18 protein-coding genes are annotated in these 18,223 nt (G+C 64.1%); 7 read left to right on the forward strand and 11 right to left on the reverse strand.

The features are described from left to right. Positions 1–45: 45 nt before the first annotated feature. Positions 46–993 (reverse strand): AraC family transcriptional regulator, encoded by a 948-nt coding sequence (locus tag LDZ27_RS20525; RefSeq protein ID WP_244816688.1) that lies wholly within the window; start codon positions 991–993, stop codon positions 46–48. 97 nt (positions 994–1,090) lie between these two features. Here LDZ27_RS20525 and LDZ27_RS20530 point away from each other — a divergent pair, with 97 nt between their 5' ends. Continuing rightward, positions 1,091–2,335: a DUF1479 domain-containing protein gene (locus LDZ27_RS20530; protein ID WP_244816689.1), complete on the forward strand. Its 1,245-nt coding sequence runs from the start codon at positions 1,091–1,093 to the stop codon at positions 2,333–2,335. A 6-nt stretch (positions 2,336–2,341) separates the two neighbouring features. Here the strand turns inward: LDZ27_RS20530 and LDZ27_RS20535 are convergent, their stop codons facing one another. Further along, the gene (locus LDZ27_RS20535) at positions 2,342–3,115 is read right to left on the reverse strand and encodes an SDR family NAD(P)-dependent oxidoreductase (RefSeq protein ID WP_244816690.1); all 774 of its coding nucleotides are present in this window, start codon (positions 3,113–3,115) and stop codon (positions 2,342–2,344) included. Positions 3,116–3,210: 95 nt separating this feature from the next. On the opposite strand from LDZ27_RS20535, the gene LDZ27_RS20540 reads away from it, so the two are divergent. Next, positions 3,211–4,125 (forward strand): LysR family transcriptional regulator, encoded by a 915-nt coding sequence (locus tag LDZ27_RS20540; RefSeq protein ID WP_244816691.1) that lies wholly within the window; start codon positions 3,211–3,213, stop codon positions 4,123–4,125. 18 nt (positions 4,126–4,143) lie between these two features. On the opposite strand, the gene LDZ27_RS20545 is transcribed toward LDZ27_RS20540, so the two are convergent. The 3 genes from LDZ27_RS20545 to LDZ27_RS20555 are packed head-to-tail and all read right to left on the reverse strand — an operon-like array spanning position 4,144 to position 6,421. Continuing rightward, positions 4,144–4,353 (reverse strand): hypothetical protein, encoded by a 210-nt coding sequence (locus LDZ27_RS20545; protein WP_244816692.1) that lies wholly within the window; start codon positions 4,351–4,353, stop codon positions 4,144–4,146. Positions 4,354–4,382: 29 nt separating this feature from the next. After that, positions 4,383–5,762, reverse strand: a complete 1,380-nt coding sequence (locus LDZ27_RS20550) for an ATP-binding protein (protein WP_244816693.1) — start codon at positions 5,760–5,762, stop codon at positions 4,383–4,385. Next, entirely contained in the window at positions 5,759–6,421 is a 663-nt protein-coding gene (locus LDZ27_RS20555) for a response regulator (protein WP_244816694.1), read from the reverse strand. The genes LDZ27_RS20550 and LDZ27_RS20555 overlap by 4 nt, the downstream gene beginning before the upstream one ends. Positions 6,422–6,579: 158 nt before the next feature. Between LDZ27_RS20555 and LDZ27_RS20560 the strand changes: the two genes are divergently transcribed. Next, a complete protein-coding gene (locus tag LDZ27_RS20560; protein ID WP_244816695.1) occupies positions 6,580–6,927 on the forward strand; it encodes a hypothetical protein in 348 nt (115 codons plus the stop codon). Positions 6,928–7,160: 233 nt separating this feature from the next. Here the strand turns inward: LDZ27_RS20560 and LDZ27_RS20565 are convergent, their stop codons facing one another. Continuing rightward, a complete protein-coding gene (locus LDZ27_RS20565; RefSeq protein WP_244816696.1) occupies positions 7,161–7,673 on the reverse strand; it encodes a hypothetical protein in 513 nt (170 codons plus the stop codon). 224 nt (positions 7,674–7,897) lie between these two features. On the opposite strand from LDZ27_RS20565, the gene LDZ27_RS20570 reads away from it, so the two are divergent. Continuing rightward, positions 7,898–8,509 carry a YceI family protein gene (locus LDZ27_RS20570; RefSeq protein ID WP_244817278.1) on the forward strand — a complete coding sequence of 204 codons (612 nt, stop codon included), beginning with the start codon at positions 7,898–7,900 and terminating at the stop codon, positions 8,507–8,509. Positions 8,510–8,515: 6 nt separating this feature from the next. Here LDZ27_RS20570 and tdh read toward each other — a convergent pair whose 3' ends face one another. Further along, entirely contained in the window at positions 8,516–9,547 is a 1,032-nt protein-coding gene (tdh, locus tag LDZ27_RS20575) for an L-threonine 3-dehydrogenase (RefSeq protein ID WP_244816697.1), read from the reverse strand. Positions 9,548–9,654: 107 nt separating this feature from the next. Further along, a complete protein-coding gene (locus LDZ27_RS20580; RefSeq protein WP_244816698.1) occupies positions 9,655–10,857 on the reverse strand; it encodes a glycine C-acetyltransferase in 1,203 nt (400 codons plus the stop codon). 154 nt (positions 10,858–11,011) lie between these two features. On the opposite strand from LDZ27_RS20580, the gene LDZ27_RS20585 reads away from it, so the two are divergent. Next, positions 11,012–11,650 carry a helix-turn-helix domain-containing protein gene (locus tag LDZ27_RS20585; RefSeq protein ID WP_244816699.1) on the forward strand — a complete coding sequence of 213 codons (639 nt, stop codon included), beginning with the start codon at positions 11,012–11,014 and terminating at the stop codon, positions 11,648–11,650. Positions 11,651–11,788: 138 nt separating this feature from the next. Here LDZ27_RS20585 and LDZ27_RS20590 read toward each other — a convergent pair whose 3' ends face one another. Continuing rightward, entirely contained in the window at positions 11,789–11,977 is a 189-nt protein-coding gene (locus LDZ27_RS20590) for a CsbD family protein (RefSeq protein WP_244816700.1), read from the reverse strand. A 247-nt stretch (positions 11,978–12,224) separates the two neighbouring features. Between LDZ27_RS20590 and LDZ27_RS20595 the strand changes: the two genes are divergently transcribed. After that, entirely contained in the window at positions 12,225–12,581 is a 357-nt protein-coding gene (locus LDZ27_RS20595; RefSeq protein ID WP_244816701.1) for a DUF2471 family protein, read from the forward strand. Between the two features lie 44 nt (positions 12,582–12,625). Here the strand turns inward: LDZ27_RS20595 and LDZ27_RS20600 are convergent, their stop codons facing one another. Then, a complete protein-coding gene (locus tag LDZ27_RS20600; protein WP_244816702.1) occupies positions 12,626–14,062 on the reverse strand; it encodes a DUF2252 domain-containing protein in 1,437 nt (478 codons plus the stop codon). Between the two features lie 159 nt (positions 14,063–14,221). Between LDZ27_RS20600 and LDZ27_RS20605 the strand changes: the two genes are divergently transcribed. Next, the gene (locus tag LDZ27_RS20605; RefSeq protein ID WP_244816703.1) at positions 14,222–15,223 is read left to right on the forward strand and encodes a tyrosine-type recombinase/integrase; all 1,002 of its coding nucleotides are present in this window, start codon (positions 14,222–14,224) and stop codon (positions 15,221–15,223) included. A gap of 48 nt (positions 15,224–15,271) precedes the next feature. Here the strand turns inward: LDZ27_RS20605 and LDZ27_RS20610 are convergent, their stop codons facing one another. After that, positions 15,272–16,480, reverse strand: a complete 1,209-nt coding sequence (locus LDZ27_RS20610) for a DNA-binding protein (RefSeq protein WP_244816704.1) — start codon at positions 16,478–16,480, stop codon at positions 15,272–15,274. Positions 16,481–18,223: the final 1,743 nt, after the last annotated feature.

Below are 18,223 nucleotides of genomic sequence, written 5' to 3' on the forward strand. Positions count from 1 at the left end.
AAAAGGCCCATTTTTTTCGTCCTTTTCCCTGATTTTCGCGCTTGTTTATCCGCGCGCCTTTCGTTCGAGCGACGGCGACCGTTCGGTAAGCGCGGGCGTCGCGTTCGCGCTGGCGTCGGCGTGCGGCTCGCTCGCGAACTGCTGCCGGTATTCGGCGGGCGTCAGCCCTTTCGTCGCCCTGAACTGGCGATTGAAGTTCGACACGTTCGCGAATCCCGAGCGCGCCGCGACGACCGATACCGGCATCGACGTATCGGTGAGCATCCGGCACGCATGCCCGATCCGCACGCGAGCGATGTAGCGCCCGACGCTTTCGCCGAGATGCAGCGTGAACTGCCGCGTGAGCGAGCGCTCCGACATGCCCGACGCCTTCGCGAGCGTCGCCATGCGCAGCGGATGCGCGAACTGCGTGTCGATGATCGCGAGCACGCGATTGAGTTGGTCGGATTCGTGGCCGGACGGCGTGCCGGTGCGCGCATCGAACGCACTCGGCGATGCAAGCGGCGACGCGGGCACGGCGGCGAGCCAGTCGAGCGTGTCGATCACGGCCTTCAGGCGTTCGCGCGGGTCCGCGCAAAGCAGCCGGTCCGACTGCGCACGCATGTGCGCGCCCGCGCCCTCTTCGAACGCAAGCCCGCAGGCCGCGCGCCGCAGCAGATTGCGCAAGCCGCCGTATTCGGGACACACGTCCGCGAAGCGGCGCACCCACGCGCCGTCGAACCAGACGACGATGGCGGCTTGCGCATGCGCCGCATCGATGGAACGGTTCGACGCCCACGTATGCGGCAGATTCGGCGGCACGAGCACGAGATCGTCGGCGCCGTAGGCCGTGATCGAATCGCCGATATAGCGCTTGCCCTGGCTGTTCATCGTGAGCGTCAGTTCGTACTCGGGATGGTGATGCCATTCGAACGGAATGCGCGGCAGCCGCCGGTGGAAAACCCTGACGGAACGGCTCGTGCCGAAATCGACGTGTTCGTAAGCTGCTTTCATGGCCGGATTCGCAACGACATTGGCCCGATGCTATCACTGGCGCGCATCGCGCCGGCGTACGCTGCAAGGCATCGCACGAACCTTGGGAGACAGCGAAATGGCATTGCACATCGACGATTTGCCCGCCGCCGTCCGGGCCGCGAAGCGCGAATTGCGCAGCATGCTGCCCGACTATCGCGAACGCTTCGCGCAAGTGCAAGCGGCAATGATCGACGAGGCCGAACGCATCGCGGCGCTTCGGGCGCGCGGCGAGCCGGTCATTCCGGAAATCCGCTTCGAGGACATCGTCGCGGACCGCGTGAGCGCGGCGCAGATCGCGCTCGTCAAAGCGCGCGGCGCGTGCGTGATCCGCAACGTGTTCGACCGCGCGCTCGTCGAACAGTGGGACCGCGAGATTGCGGATTACGTCGAACGCAACGATCTCGACACGAAGCTCCAGAACCGCGCGGAAGACAAGTACTTCGGCCAGCTCGCGTCGAGCAAGCCGCAAATCTACGGCGTGTACTGGTCGAAGCCCCAGGTGCTTGCGCGGCAGTCGGCGGAATTGACGCGGGCGCGCGTCTTTCTCAACCGGCTCTGGCGCGCGCAAAGCGAAGGGCGCGTGCATTTCGACCCCGAGCGCGTGCCGGTCTATGCCGACCGGCTGCGTCGGCGGCCGCCGGGATCGGAGTCGCTCGGCTTGTCGGCGCATTGCGATGGCGGCTCCATCGAACGGTGGATCGAGCCGAATTTCCGCAAGGTCTACCGGCACGTGTTCTCGGGGAACTGGCGCGAGTACGATCCGTTCGATGCCGCGTGGCGAACGGATGTCGAGGAGATCGCGTCGCCCGCGGTGTGTTCCATGTTCCGCACGTTCCAGGGCTGGACCGCGCTCACGCAGCAAGGGCCGGGCGACGGCACGCTGCAACTCGTGCCGATTGCGAACTCGATGGTCTACGTGCTCCTGCGCGCGCTTCAGGACGACATCGCCGAGGACGACCTGTGCGGCGCCATGCCGGGCCGCGCGCTGTCGATCAAGCCCGAGTATCACGCGCCGCTTTTTCACGCGCTGTCGTCCATTCCGTTGATGCAGCCGGGCGATACCGTTTTTTGGCATAGCGACGTCGTGCATGCGGTCGAAGACGCGCATCGCGGAAAGGGTTACAGCAACGTGATGTATATCGCGTCGGCTCCCGCGTGCGCGAAAAACGACGCCTATCTCAAGCGGCAGTTGCCGAGCTTTCTCAAAGGCAACAGCCCGCCCGACTTTCCGGCGGATCATTTCGAGGCCGGTTTCATCGGACGCGCCACCGTCGGCGATCTGACGCCGATGGGACGCGCGCAGATGGGCCTCGATCTCTGAAACGCCTCAGCGTTCGAGGCGCACGCCCGAAAGCCGCTCGCACACGTCGATCAGCCGATCCTGCCTCGCCGCGTCGCGCGTGGCGGGATCGCACGCGCGCTCGCGCATGTGGAAGAAGTAGCGGCCGGAAACGCGGGCGGCTTCGTCGTCGTCCGATGCGAGCCACGCCTGCGTGCGATGCGCCTCGTTCAGATCGTCCGGCGCGGATGGGCCACCCATCTTGGTCGGAACCCATCCCGGCTCGAGCGCGTTCGAAAGCACATCCGGCCAGTAGCGCGCCACCGCAAACGCGAGCAGCACGTCCATGAACTTGCTCTGCGCGTAAGCCTCGGCGCCGTTCCACGGCCGCGCGGTCCACTGGACATCGTCGAGATCGGCGGCGGCTCCGCGATGCATTCCCGAACTCAGATAAACGAGCCGCGCGGGTTTGTCGATCGACGCGGTCAGCACATACGGCGCGAGCACGTTCACCGCGAAGACGTGCGGCAAGCCATCCACGGTTTCGATGCGTCGCGGCTCGCGATACCCGACCGCCGCGTTGTGGATGACCGCGTCGAAGCGGCCGAGCGCGTTCGCCTGACCAGCGACGTCGCGCATTGCGTCGAGGCTTGCGAGATCGCCGGTCACGACCGCTTCGGCTTGCGGCAGCGCGGCGCGCGCATCGTCGGCGCGGGCTTGATTGCGCGCGTGCAGCACGACGCGGTGCCCCTCTTCGGCCAGAAGGCGCGCGGCCATCAGCCCGAGTCCGTCCGTCGATCCGGTGATGAAGATGCGAGACATGTCGATTCCCCGAGGAAAGAAGCGCCCATTCTGCGCGCCTTCTCGTCGCCTCGCGATAATATGCAGCCCATTTCACCGATGACGCGGAGGCATGAATGGCCGGGTTCAACGAGCGCATTCTGAATGGCATCAGCGTGTTCGCGGCCATCGTCGATGCCGGCACGTTCGCTGCCGCCGCCGACAGGCTCGGGATGTCGCAGCCCGGCGCGAGCCGCGCGATTGCGCGTCTCGAAGCGCGTCTTCGGATACGCCTCTTCGACCGCACGACGCGCACCGTCTCGCTCACCGACGACGGCCGGCGCTTCTTCGAACAGGTGATGCCGCATCTCGCCGGGCTCGAAGAAGCGGCCGCGACCGCGTCGGGCAGCGCGACCGCCGTGCGCGGCCGCCTGCGCGTGAACGTCGATCCGATCTTCTCGCGCCTCGTGCTCGGGCCGAAGCTCGAAGCGTTCATGCAGGCGCATCCGGAGCTCGAACTGGAACTGCTCACGCGCGACCGCCTCGGCGACATGATCGCGGACGGCTTCGATCTCGCCGTGCGCTTCGGCGAGCCGCGCAATTCGAGTCTCGTCGCGCGCAAGCTGCTCGATACGCCGGTGCGGACGGTCGCCGCGCCGTCGTATGTCGCGCGATGCGGCCGGCCTGCGACGCCGCAAGCGCTTGCGAGCGAAGGGCATCGGTGCATCGAGTTCCGCGATCCGGAAACGGGGCGGCCGTTTCCGTGGGAGTTTCATCGCGGAAAGAAGCGCCTGACGGTGGACACGCGCGGGCATCTCACGCTCAACGATCCCGGCACGATGCTGAGCGCGTGTCTTTCGGGCTACGGCATCGCGCAGATACTCGAACTCGGACACGCGCATCTCATCGACGAAGGCACGCTGATCGACCTCTTTCCCGACTGGCCCGACGAGCGTTTTCCGCTGTATGCGTTTCATCCGTCGCGGCATCATCCGCCCGCGAAGACGCGCGCGTTTCTCGATTTCGCGGTGGCGCTGGCCGGGAACGAGTGACGCCGATGCGAGCGTGAATCAGGGCGCGCACGCGTCGGGCCGCGCCTTCGTGCCGCGACGCTCGGGCGGCACCTTGCAGTTGTCGACGCGCTGTTCGTCGCTCGCCTTGTCGCCGAGGCGCTCCTTGAGCGTCTTCGCTTCCGATGCGGCGGGCGCGCTCGCGGCATCGTCGGCGCGCGCGGCAGCGGCCGTCGCGAACGCGAGCAGGACAAGAACGATGATTTTCATGATGGCGCGAGCGTGAACAGCCAACATCATCACCGCATGGCGACGGCGCCGAGTCCCGTTTCTTGCGCTTTCATGTCCACGGCGCGCAGTCCGCGCACCGACACTTCCAGTCCGCTCGTGCCGTTGCGGTTCTTCGCGCCGAAAGTCGCGTGATGCCGCTCGGCCACGCGCAGCGCGATGGCCAGCCCGAGGCCGCTGCCCTGCCCTTGTGTGCCGACGCAGCGATAAAAGCGGTCGCATACGCGTTCGAGTTCGCTCGCGGGAATGCCGGGGCCGGTATCGAGCACCGTCAGCGCGATGCCATCGGCTTCGCGGCGCAGCGTGACGTCCACGCGCCCACCGCGCGGCGTATGGCGTATCGCGTTGTCGAGCAGATTATTGACGAGCACGGCAAGCGCATGACTGTCGCCGAGAATGCCGAACGCGTCGAGGTCGCCGTGCGGCTGCTCCAGTTCGAGGCCGAGATCGATCGACTTCGTTTCCGCGAGCAACGAAAAGTCAGACACGCGCGTTTCGCACAGCGCGCGCAGGCTCATCGGCGCGATGGCCGCTTCGCGCGCCGCGTCCTCGCGCGCCATGCTGAGCAACTGCTGCGCGAGGTGGATGAGCCGGTTGAGCCGGCCGTCGATCCGGGCGAGCGTCGCGCTGTCGACCTTCAGCGAACCGTCGCCGATGGCGCCCTGTATCTGCAGCTTGAGCGCGGTGAGCGGCGTGCGCAGTTCGTGCGCGGCATCCGCGACGAACGTGCGTTGCGCTTCGGAGGCGTCGTTCAGGCGCGCGAGCAGTCCGTTCAACGCATCGACGAGCGGCCGCAGTTCGACCGGCATCGGCCCGGAAATGGCCACGGGTTCGAGCGATTCCGAATGACGCGCGGACAGCGCGCGCGACAGCGATCGCACCGGCGCAAGCCCGCGCGCCACGACGACCAGCACGATCACGACGATGACCGGTATCAGCAGCGCGAGCGGCCAGATGATGCGCAGCGCGAGCGTGATGGCGAGGTCGTCGCGCACGAAATACGGCTGCGCGACCTGCACGAAGCGATCCGGCTGCGTGACGCCGAACGCGCGCCAGCGATACCCTTCGCGCTCGCTCGAACGAAAGCCGTCGCCGAAGCGCGGCAGCGCGGGTTCGCGCGGCGAGTGATAGACCAGACGCCCGGACTTGTCCCAGATGTCGATGACGAGCCGGTCGTCGGCGATGCCGTGCAGATCGTGGCTGCGGCCCTCGGCGACATCCGCGGCGCCGACGTTGCCCGGCAGCGAAAGCGCGACGGTGCGCAGTTCGTAGTCGAAGAGTTCGCCGGCTTCCAGTTGCGCCGTGCGGAAAATGCCGAGTCCCGCCATGAGACAGGCGAGCGCGAGTCCGCAGATGAGCCAGCGCAGCAGCCAGCGCCGGATGGAGTTCATCCGATCCTCTTCAGCCGGTAGCCGACGCCGCGCACCGTCACGATCTGCTCCGCGCCGATCTTGCGCCGCAGGCTGTGGACGTGAACTTCGATTGCATTGCTCCCCACTTCCTCGCCCCATCCGTAAAGTTTTTCCTCGAGTTCCGAGCGCCGGAAAACCCGCGACGGCTCCTCGATCAACGCCTGCAGCAGCGCGAATTCGCGCGGCACGAGATTCAGCGCGACGCCGTCCTTCGCGGCCTCGTGCGCGGCCGGATCGAGCGTGAGTTCGCCATGCGAATACACGAGCTGCTTGTGACCGGTGCGCCGTCTAAGAAGCGCGCGCACGCGGGCGGCCAGCTCGTCGAGATCGAACGGCTTCATCAGGTAATCGTCCGCGCCGGCATCGAGGCCACGGATGCGGTCGTCGACCGCATCGCGCGCGGTGAGAATCATGACGAGCGCATCGCCGCCGTTCTTGCGATAGGCGCCGAGCACGTCGAGGCCGTCGCGCTTGGGCAGCGAGAGATCGAGCAGCACGAGGTCGTACACGCCGTTGTCGAGCGAAAGCTCAGCGGCGCGGCCATCCTGCGCCCAGTCCACCGTGTAACTCGACCGGCGCAGCGCGGCCTGCACTGTCTCCGCGATCATCTCGTCGTCCTCAACCAAAAGCAGGCGCATACCCTTCTCCACGCTGAATTTCGTCGGCGATTGTCGGTGTTTCTTGCTTAACCGCAACTTAACGGCGCGCATTGCTGCGGTTAAGCATCGCATAAGCATCGCAGCGGCACTATCCCGGCAAAGGGGCGCCGCACGGCGGTGCGTCCAGGAGATGCCTGATGCAAGCGTCCACTCTCGTGTCCCTGCGCGCGCATGCGGTGTTGATCGCCCTGTGCGTGGCTGCATCCGATGCCGCGTGGCTGCTCGTCTGCGGATGTTCGGGGCATGTCCATGCGCTGCAATCGCTCGCGGTCCGCATGGCCACGCTCGCGAGCGCAGCGGGCATTGCGATCTTCGTGCGACGCATCGCGAAGCGGGCGTTTCATCGCACTCACGCGCCGATTGGCGCTTGCGACTGGCTCGCCCAGCTTCACCTCGAATTGTGCCCTGCCGAAAGCCGGCGCGACGGCGAAAACCGCTGCAAGCGCGCCGCGTCATCGGGCAGAAGTCCACGCGGTCGGGCGTGACTCGGAACGCGCCCGGTCCGGTTTGAGCCCGGCTTCGTGCCGGGCTTTTTTTCGTCCCCTCAGTGCTTAAGGTGAGCGTTTTCGGGATCGACGTGCGCGATGCGCCGTGGGAAGGCCGTCGCAGCGTGCTAAAGGTGAGCGTTTTCGGGATCGGCGGATTTCTCTCGCGCGGCGGTCGGCGCGAGTTGCATCGTTAGTGATCCGTTGCTTTGTTCGATCCGGCTCTCCGCCGCCTAAAACTTCACTCGAAGCTGAAATCCGACGGTGAACGGAAGGTCGCTGGAAGGTATCGGCGGAATCAGAATGAAGTTCGCCCCGACGCGTTTGTACGCGAGCATGACGAGCGGCGCGGCCACCGGTCCGACCATGTGGTCGTGTCCGATGCCCCAGCGACCGTAGTCGTAGCCGGAGATCAGGCCGCCCATCGCGCCGATTCGTACGAAGCCCCAATGCAGGAACTCCGGCGCCCAGACCCCGCCGCCATAGAACGACGGTTTGGACAGCGAATTGCGGAAATAGCCGGCCGTCACCGCCCACTGCGGCGCAACCCAGCATTCCGCGCCGATGCCGGGATTGAATTGCTGGAAATGCTTGTCGGGGTGGACGTGATGCGAGCCGATCATCGCATCGATCCAGAGTCCGTCGTCGCACCAGGCCGCCTGCGCCGGCAGCGCCCACGTCAGCGCCGCAGCCGCGATCAGCAGCGTCGCGGCAAGCGAGCCGGAGTACAGGGAACGCAAGCGCATGAGTTATCCGCCATCGCGCAAATGGATGGCGCCTTTTTGAGATTAGGTTCGACGCGAACTCTACCTGAAAGGCGCCATTGTCGTTTGCAGACGCGAAAGTGGCGTGACGGTTGTTCGTGCCTGGAATCGTCGTGTGCGAGAAACTTGTCGAAATCCAGTTCCGACGATCACGCGACTTCAGGAAATAATCGATGAAATGGGCAAAACGGCAATCCGCCAAGCTAATGGCGTCGCTGATTTTGGCGTGCGCTTGCTTCGGCGCGTGCACGCCTTTCGAGGTGGTCACGCATCACGTATCCGCCAACGAAAGCAGCGTTCCGGCTGGACGCTATGAGCTGGATCCGCATCATTGGAACGTCAGCTTCGACGTCGATCACTTCCACTACTCGCGATTCGTGATCCGTTTCGACAAGGTCACGGCGCAACTCGACTGGAACGCGAACGGCATGGCCGACAGCGCGGTACGCGCCACGATCGACGCATCCAGCGTCGATACCAACGTGCCGTTGCTCGACCGAATGGTGAAAGGCCCGGATATGTTCGATGTTGCGCGCAATCCGGACATCACTTTCGTGAGCACGGGCTTCGAACGAACCGGCGACGACAAAGGCGCGCTGACCGGCAATCTCACGATACGCGGCGTCACCCGGCCGGTGACGCTCGGCGTGAGGTTCAACGGCCACGCCGTCAATCCGCTAACGAAACAGGAAACGCTCGGCTTCTCTGCCGACGGTCATTTCAGTCGCGCGCAGTTCGGCTTGACGACGTGGTATCCCGCCGTCGGCGACGATGTTCACGTCGCCATTCAGGCAGAGTTCTCGAAGGCGCAGAAGTAAAGGCGGCTAGGCCGCAGTCCAGTCGAGCACGACCTTGCCGCTGTTGCCGGAGAGCATCGTATGGAACGCGCGCTCGTAATCGTCGACGGGAAACGTGTGCGTGAGAATGGGCGAGAGATCAAGGCCGCTTTGCAGCATCGCGACCATCTTGTACCAGGTCTCGAACATTTCGCGACCGTAGATGCCTTTGATCTCGAGTCCCTTGAAGATGACCTGATTCCAATCGATTGCAGTCTGCGCGGGCGGAATGCCGAGCAGGGCGATCTTCCCGCCGTGATTCATCGATTCCAGCATCGCGGTGAAAGCGCTCGGCACGCCCGACATTTCCAGCCCGACGTCGAAACCTTCCGTCATGCCGAGGTCGCGCATGACGTCGCGCAGGTTGTCGCGCGCCACGTTGACGGCGCGCGTCGCGCCCATCTTTCGAGCGAGTTCCAGCCGGTAGTCGTTGACATCCGTGATGACGACGTTGCGCGCGCCGACGTGCCGCGCAATCGCCGCGGCCATCACGCCGATGGGCCCCGCTCCGGTGATGAGCACGTCTTCGCCGACTAGATTGAACGACAGTGCGGTATGCGTCGCGTTGCCGAAGGGATCGAAGATCGCGGCGAGATCATCGGAGATGTCAGCGGGAATCTTGAAGGCGTTGAACGCGGGAATCACCAGATACTCCGCGAACGCGCCTTCGCGGTTCACGCCGACGCCGACGGTGTTGCGACAGAGGTGGCGTCGTCCCGCGCGACAGTTCCGGCAGAACCCGCAGGTGATGTGCCCTTCGCCCGACACGCGGTCGCCGATGGAGGAGCCGCGCACTTCCTGGCCCATCTCGACTATCTCGCCGACATACTCGTGGCCGACGTGCATCGGCACGGGAATGGTTTTCTGCGCCCAGTCGTCCCACTTCCAGATATGGATGTCGGTTCCGCAGATCGCAGTCTTGCGTATGCGGATGAGGACATCGTTGTGGCCGACTTCCGGGCGCTTCACGCGCGTGAGCGTGAGACCGGGGGCGCGTTCGAGTTTGGCGAGGGCTTTCATTGCGGCTGATCCTGGCGTTTGGTCTTGGCTAGTTGGATCGAGAGGCTTATGGCTCGGACTGCAGGGGTGGCGCTTGATAGTGTTATGCGCATAAAGTCCGCCGCGCATCAGCGGATCACGCCCAGCGAGCGGCCGACGCGAGCGAACGCGTCCACGGCGCGGTCTATCTGTTCGGGCGTATGCGCGGCGCTCATTTGGGTACGAATGCGCGCGCGTCCTTTGGGCACGACAGGATAGGAAAAGCCGATTACATACACGCCTTCGTTGAGCAAGTCGTCTGCCATCTGGGAGGCGAGTTGCGCATCGCCGAGCATCACTGGAATGATCGGGTGTTCGCCGGGAATCAGGTCGAAGCCTAGCGAAGTCATTCTTTCGCGGAAGCGCGCGCCATTCTCGCGGACGCGACTGCGCAAAGCGCCGCCTTCGTCGCTCGCGATCAGTTCCAACACCTTCAAAGAAGCCGCAGCGATACTCGGCGCGAGCGTATTCGAGAAAAGATAGGGGCGGCTGCGCTGGCGCAATAGTTCGATGATTTCCGCGTGGCCCGCGACGTACCCGCCCGATGCGCCGCCGAGCGCCTTGCCCAGCGTGCCGGTGATGATGTCCACGCGGTCCAGCACGCCGCAATGTTCGGGCGTGCCACGACCGTTTTCGCCGATGAAACCCACGGCGTGCGAGTCGTCCACCATGACGAGCGCGCCGTAGCGGTCGGCCAGATCGCGGATGCCGGCGAGATCGGCGATGATGCCGTCCATTGAAAAGACGCCGTCCGTCGCGATCAGCTTGAAGCGCGCGCCAGCGGCGTCGGCTTCCTGAAGACGCGCTTCGAGATCGGCGAGATCGTTGTTCTTGTAGCGCAGCCGGCGCGCCTTCGACAGGCGCACGCCATCGATGATGCTCGCGTGGTTCAGTTCGTCGCTGATGATCGCGTCGTCCTCGGTCAGCAGCGTCTCGAAAAGCCCGCCGTTTGCGTCGAAGCAACTCGAGTAGAGAATGGCATCGTCGGTGCCGAGGAATTGCGCGATGGCCTTTTCCAGCGTCTTGTGGATCGTCTGAGTGCCGCAGATGAAACGCACGGACGCCATCCCGAAACCGTCGGCGTCCAATCCTTGCTTCGCGGCTTCTATCAAGCGCGGGTCGTCCGCAAGACCGAGATAGTTGTTTGCGCAGAAGTTCAACACTTCTGAACCGTCGGCGAGCCGGATGTTCGATGACTGCGGGCTTGCGATCACGCGTTCCTGCTTATAAAAGCCGGCCGCGCGAATGCCTTCGATGGTTTCGCGCAGGTGCGACAAGAATTCGTTCTTCATCGGCGTCTTCCTCGTGGACTTTCCCGACCGGCTGGCGGCGGACAACCGGCGCGCAGTCTTTCCGTCCTGTTATAGTGCATCGATCAAACCGGATCGGTTCGGTATTTCGAACCCTCGTCCAATATATCGAACACTTTAAGGGAACAAAAGACTCATGGCAAGCTCGCGCTCGGAAGCGTCGGCGGAAGCGTCGGCGGAAGCGTCGGCGGAAGCGTCGGCGGGAGAGGCGGCGGCATCGGCGCCGGCCCCGCCGCGCGTCGGAGAACACATTCAGCGTCTGCGCAACGAGCGCAAGTTGACGCTCGATGATTTATCGCGTGCGGCCGGCGTCTCAAAGTCGATGCTGTCGGAGATCGAGCGCGACAAGGCGAATCCGACGATCGCCGTCGCGTGGCGGCTGACGAACGCGCTCGGAATCAGCCTCGATCAATTGTTCGCGCAGCAAAAGCCCGCAGAGGCGATCCGCGTCGCGAGTCCACGCGACATCCCGACGCTCAACGGCGACAACGGTGGGTATCAATTGCGTGTGTGGGGCCCGATCGAATTGGCGGGCAAGTTCGAATGGTATGAGCTCACGTTGCAACCGGGAGCGGCCCTCACGTCGAACGCGCATGAGCCTGGGACGCGCGAGCATGTCACGGTGCTGAACGGGGCCATCGAAGTCGAGGCCTCCGGCGCGAGGCGCCGGCTCAAAGCCGGCGAAACGGCAAGATATGCCGCCGACGACGGCCATGCCATCCGCAACGTGGGTCGATCCGAGGCGAAGGCGCTGCTCGTCGTCATCCACGGTTAGAGGCGTCGCGCGACTATGAGCGCGGGGCCGGAACTTTATGCGCATCAAGCTGCCCGCGCCCCCCGCTAAGTAAAAACGGGACGCCGCAATGGCGTCCCGCTTCCGAGCCGAGCCGCCAACCAGCGGCGGCAATCCGAGTTACGGATTCTTCTTTACGCTGTCCTTCACATCCTCGCGGACATCGCCCGCGCCCTTCTGGATCTTGCCGGCGGCTTGCTGCATGTCGCCCTTGGCTTCCTGCGCCGGATCGTCGGTCGCCTTGCCGACTGCCTCGTTGATCTTCCCCTTCACTTGCTGGCCGACGCCTTTCACTTGGTCTTCGTTCATCCTGGTTCTCCTTTAGTTTCAGCGCTCGTTCGCGCAGAACTCCGGTTGTCGGACGCGTAGCGCACTCGACGACCCGAAGCATGGTTCTAGCATGCGCTCCCAGGCCCCGTTTCCATAGCGGCGCATGTCTGAATCGCGCGTAGGCGGAATCGCACATACACCGGCCGCCATCAGCGCGACGCTATTTTCATCGGAGCCAGTACTGTATATTTATACAGTACAGCGAGACCGTAGAAGGGGTGAAGACATGGATTCGAATGGCGAGCATCTGAGCAAGAAGCAGTTCGCGCGGGCCGTGCGCGACCTCGAGCGCATTACGCGGCAAGTCGCGGGGCGCTATATCGAGAAAGGCGTTCCGCTGACGTGGCGTCTATTGCATGCGATCGAAGCCGAAGCCGTCGCGGACCTGGGTTTCGCCGGCCGGCACGAGGCGGCGCTGCGCGAACTATTCGCGCGTCCCGACAACTTCCAGTACCCGGAGACGGACGATGTCGTCGATATCGCATCGTCCGACGCATTGCCGGCAGTCTTCGCATTCGCGGTCGATGCCTACGAAAGCGCCGCGCGCCAAGGCCGGCCGCAACTGGCGATCGCTGCACACTGATGCGCGCGGAAACGTCTTCGCGACGCGTGCTGCGGTCGATTTCGTCACGGCGAGAAATCCGCAGCCATGTCGGCGTCGGTGCGCGCCTCGAGTTCGCCGCTCCGGCACGCGGCGCGGAACCGCTCGTAGTCCTGCTCGACTTGCTGTGCGCAGGCGCGTCCGTACCGAACGAGCGCCTCCGCGAAGCGCTCACTTCTGCCGATGTACGCCGAAATCTCCGGCGCGCAGCCGCCAGCCTTCGCGTGCGCGCGGGCGAGCGCCCAGCCGCATAAGCCGGCGTAACGGCGCAGGCCGTCCTTGTCGAGCGTCTCGAGTTCGACCGATATCTTCATGTCGCGCAGTTGGCGCACGTAAAAGGTGCGTCCGAGCGCGCCTGTCGCCCAGCCGAGAAACGGATCGCTCGCCGCCTGCATCAGACGTTGCCCGTGGACGACGCGCAAGCCATCGTGCGTGATGCCGCGCTCGCGGATTCCCGCCTTCGCGTATCGCGCGACGACCGACATCGACGCTTCCTTCAATTGCAGAAAAAGCGGCTTGCCGTGATGGTCGGTCAGCAACAGCACGAGACAGCGCGTGCCGACGCTTCCCACGCCCACCACCTTGAATGCGACGTCCTGAAGCGCGAACTGCGCAAGCAATGCGGCGCGCTCGGGCGTGAGCGAAGCGGCGTAGTCGCGCATCAAGGCGGTGAACAACGTCGAACGATCGTGCGTCATCGCCATCCATTCGTCGTCGGGGTCGATCAGCGAACTTGTGCCGCGAATGTGAAACACCGCGGGCGGTGCATCGCGGATGCGCCATCCGTCGCCCGTACGGTCGGCGAGCTTCGGCAGCATCGTTCCGTGCGTGCGCCGCAAAGCGCGCGCGATGCCTCGACGGACGCGGCGACGGCCGTCGTCGGTGCGCGCGAGATCGTGCATGCGTGCAAAGGTGATCCGTTCGTGCCACAGGTCGAGCGCGCTCATTTCGGCGTACTCGGCCATGTGCCGCTGATAGCTCTGCGTCGCCTCGAACGCGCACTCGTCGGCGCTCAGCGGGCCGTGACCCAGGTGCCGGCCCGCCACGCTCAGGCTGCCGGCCAGACGCTTGATGTCCCATTCCCACGGCCCGCGCGAAGTTTCGTCGAAATCGTTGAGATCGAAGACGAGCGCGCGCTCCGGCGTCGCGAAGCCGCCGAAGTTGGCGAGGTGACAGTCGCCGCAAATCTGGAAATGGATACCGCTGTCGAGTGTGCCCGCCAGATCGTGCGCGTGCACGATCGCGCTGCCGCGATAAAACGCGAACGGCGACGCCAGCATCCGGCCATAGCGCAGCGGAACGAGCGCGGCGACACGCCTCTCGCTACTGATGCGCAGCAATTCGACGGGGTCTCGCGCGACATTGCCGATCGCGTCTTGCGTCGCGCGGGGCGCGCGTCGCCTGGCCGCGCGTCCCGCCTCACGCCGCTCGCGCCACGATTGCACTCCCTGCGCCTGGTTCATTGCGCCTTCCTCGTCGTCATCGTGATGGGTGCGTGAGCGCAGGATCGTCGTATCGACACTTCTGCACGCTTGATGCATCGTTGTGGCCTTGACGTCGCGCACCGGAAACCGGACCCTGTGCGCAATGCAATACAGCGCCACCGCTGGCTTATCAACACTATGCCGAACACTTCCGATCTCTTCGACCAACAGCGCGCCGACTGGCAGGCGGACCCGCACGCAGCGTTCGACGCCTGGCTCGCCCAGCAACAGTTCCGGGCGTCATCGGCGGATGTTTATCGCGCGCAATGGGGAAACTTTCTCGAGTGGCTGGCCGCGAAGCGCGCGACGCTGCAAACGGTGCAACGGCCGGTGATCGAACAATTCGTCTCGCAGCTCGACATCCGGCGTCCGCAGCGCATGCGCTATTTGCGGTTGATCGAGCGCGTGCTGGACCATGTGCGCGAGATCGAATCGGCAGCGACGAATCCGGCGCGCTTCATCGCCCAGGACGGCGACGCGGCGTGGCGCAAGGCGCGCGACAACGAGCCGACGGGTTTTCTCACGCACGACGAACGCGCGCTGCTCATCGCCCATCTTTTTTCGCCGCTCGGCACGCTGCCGACCGGTCAACGCTGGCGCGAGCGGCGCGATCGCGCGCTGGTCGCGGCGTTTTTGGGCGCGGGCGTGAAAACCGGCGAGGCGGCGCAGCTGACCGTCGATTGTTACGCGCCCGGCGCGCCGTATATCACGGTGGACGCGGCGAATCCGCTCTTGATTCGCCAGGCACGGCTCGCGCCCTTCGCGGTCGAACTGCTCGATGGATGGATCGCCGAGCGCAAGGCGGTCGGGCTGGCGGGCGAACTGCTATTTCCCGCGGCGCCGTCCGGCCGTTCGATGCACAAGGCGACGATGCTTCGCGCGATCGACGCGGTCGTCGCGGCTTCAGGCATTGCGGCGTCGCGCGCGGCGCGTGCGAGTCCGCAGACGCTTCGGAATACCTACGCGGCCGAATTATTCGACGACGGGACCGACCCCGACCGCGTCGGACAATGGCTGGGCTTTCAGCAGCAGATATCGGTTCATCGCCTGCATCGGGCCTGGCAAGAATGGATGGGTGAGCAAATACGGGAGCGTGACATAGCGAGAGCGCGCGCCGATGCAAGCAATGGAGGCCGATAAACGGCCGCGCGGATAGTCCCGTAAACCCTCACCTTTCGCGTCGCGGCGTCACATGGCGTCCGGCGCAGGGCTGTCGGCCGCTTCCAGAAATGCCTTAACGGCTGCGAGCTTTGACGACGTCGCGCCCGACGTCCGCTCGCAATGCGGGCACGACAGCTCGTATTCGTCTTCGTGACGCTGCAGATCCGGCTCGGCGCTCTCGCAGGCGGGACAATCGACGGGCGCGTTCACATACGCGTCGACCTGCGCGCCGAGCGTGGCGATCTCGCTCGCGCAAAGACGTCCGTCGAGCGCCAGCGACGCGATCAGCCTGCCGACTTCGGCGCTCAGGCCCGCGCGCACCCGGTGCGCATCGCGTTCGCGCGTGAGCGCATCGATTTCGTCCGACTGCTCCCGCATTTGCGACTCGAGACGGTCTGCGCGGCTCCGCGCTGCGCTAAGTTGTTGAATGAACTCGAATTCCTTCTGCCCGGCTTCACGCGTGCTCGCCTGATACGTGGCCGCCATTCCGCGCAGCGCGTCGAGTTCGACGAGCATCGGCTTCACACGGCGCTCGGCGTCCTTGACGGCGTCCTTGATCTGCTGCGCGTAGTGTTCCGTGTTGCGGCGCAGTTCGCTCTGCAACTCGTCGATCCGGTCGCGCAGGCGCGCGGCTTCCGATTCGTCGCGCTTGACGCGCTCGGATAGCGCCTTGTTATCCGCCTCCAGACGCGCGATGGCATCGCGCAGATCGGCGTGGGCGTGCGTGTCGCGGGTCCGCAAAGTCCGCAATTCGGCCTCGAGCGCCGCGATCTGCGCGGCTGCAGCTTCGGCGCGCGCCTCGGACCGCTCGTGCGCTTGCTGGATAGCTTCGCAGCGGATTTCGGCGTCGCGGGCTGCTGACTGCGTCGAGCGTGCGGTTTCATCGAGTCGAGCCCGGTTTTCCTCGAGTGCCGCGTGTGCCTGAAGCCGCGCTTCCGCGAACAACTCGGCGATAAGCTCGCCCGCTCGCTCGCGAAGCGTCTCGGGGATGTCGCCCGCCTCGATGCGAACGCGCAGCGTCGAGCGCACGGTCTCCCAGAAAGCATCGATGTCGCGCGGGATGTCGCTTGCGCTGCCCGTCTGGGTCAGATCGCGGACCGTCGTGACGGAGGGGCGTATGCCCAGGTCGAAGAACAATCGCTTGCAAGCGTGAAGAGACAGATCTTGCCGACGCGCGCCGGTCGCGCGCATCCCCTCGAACTCTTGACGCAAAGCGTCGCGGATTTGCTGATTCATGGCGTTGAGGTGGGTGAAAACGTCTCGATCATAATGCTTTACGTAGTACGCTGTACGTTTCGTTGAAGGAACAATCGAAACGTGGAAGATCACTGTCTTCAGCACCTTTCGACTCAATATCGCGGTGCGTGTAGGCCTTCGATGTGAAACAAGTCGAAGTTGCGATGATAACGCTTTGAAATCGCATAGCTTTTCCGTTGTAGCGATCAGGACCGGTCTGTTTCACATGGTTGCATGCGGCGCATCTCTGCTGTAATTGCGTTATTCGAGTCGGCGAAGCGCACGCGGGGCTCCGTTGAGAGAAATAAAGTAAACACCTTTGAACCTTGTTAAAGACGTTAACGCCTCGCCAAAGCCTTACGCAGCAAGGCTCTGCGGGCAGATTGGTGAGAAGTTGCGGGATAGATGGTGAGGCAGTACGGGAATTATCGGTGGTGGGCTTCGGGGACATCCGTGAGAAGGACCGGGAACCGTAGTGAGCGCATTCGGGGCATGACTTTAGCGCATAGGTGAGCGAATGCGGGAGGCATCGGCGCGCGATTGCTTTTGCCGTGGGGACGTGTCGGTCGTGGGCGATCTTGCCATGGTGAGACGCTGCGGGAATGCCTTTTATCGGTCAAAAAGTCCAACTGCCGCCTGTTTTTAGAGCAATGGTGAGGCTTTCCGGGGCACAAAGGCGGTCGGAGGTGAGGCTTTGCGGGAATCTAACCCTCGGAAAGGCAGTTGCAGTGGCGTTTTCATTCGCTCGGTGAGGGTTTTCGGGAGCTACGATGCGGGACAGGCCGTCCGTCAACGTAGCGTGGACGTGAAGGAGCGGTCGCTTGTCCCTTCCAAGCAGTGAAAGGTGAGCTTTTCCGGGAGTCGCGGTGCGATGGATAGCGCGAAGTCGGTAATGCGCTTTGAGCGTAGCGGTGAGGTTTTGCGGGATCGCAAATGACCCAACTGCGTAGCGATAAGCAGTGTCCAGGAAATCGTATCGGGAAATGGAGCGCAGAATCAGCGACTTAAGGCTATCTCTCATGTGTATCTTGGCCCGAAGGTGAGGAAATGCGGGAGTTGGTCGCGAAGCCGATGCGGCACTGAGGAACGGTAGCGGTGAGAACTTTCGGGAATCCTTTGCTCAGAGCCGTCTTATGAAAGAAGGGTCGAATCCGTCGGAAGTGGAGGACTTTTCTGCTTCCGTTCCTAGTACAGAGCCCCGTTAAGCGTAACGGTGAGAAGTTACGGGAGTCCCTTTTTCCAGATTCAGAACCCAAAGGTGAGTGTTTGCGGGACAGTTATGTTCGGCGCTCAACATTTATGCGGCTCTGCGCTATCCAGCCCGGTGCCCTCTACTGCACATAGGTGAGGCTTTTCGGGGACGTTGCCCGCGCCTTCGCGCATAGTGTCGGACCGACAGCGCTGATGACCGGCCGAAGCCGTGGTACCCCGCACTATCGCCCTAAAAGCGGCGCTGTCTCGGTCGCACCACACGCGTAGCCCAGGCTAAAATTTTTTCGGTGAGCCTTTCCGGGATGCTATTCGAGCGTCGAACACAGAATCGGTAAACACCGCAAACCGTTTACCCGCGCCGATTCTGGACATGTCGAACGAACGCTTGCGGTGAGAGGTGAGGCTTTCCGGGACCGCACTCCAGTGAGTGCCTGCCGATACGCTGGGTTCACCGCCGATGGTGAAGCGTCAACGGTAGACGCGCATCACCGCACCCGCTATGCTTCGGGCAATAACGCTTCCCGTAAACGC

This window comes from Caballeronia sp. Lep1P3 (assembly GCF_022879595.1).
GTDB lineage: Bacteria > Pseudomonadota > Gammaproteobacteria > Burkholderiales > Burkholderiaceae > Caballeronia.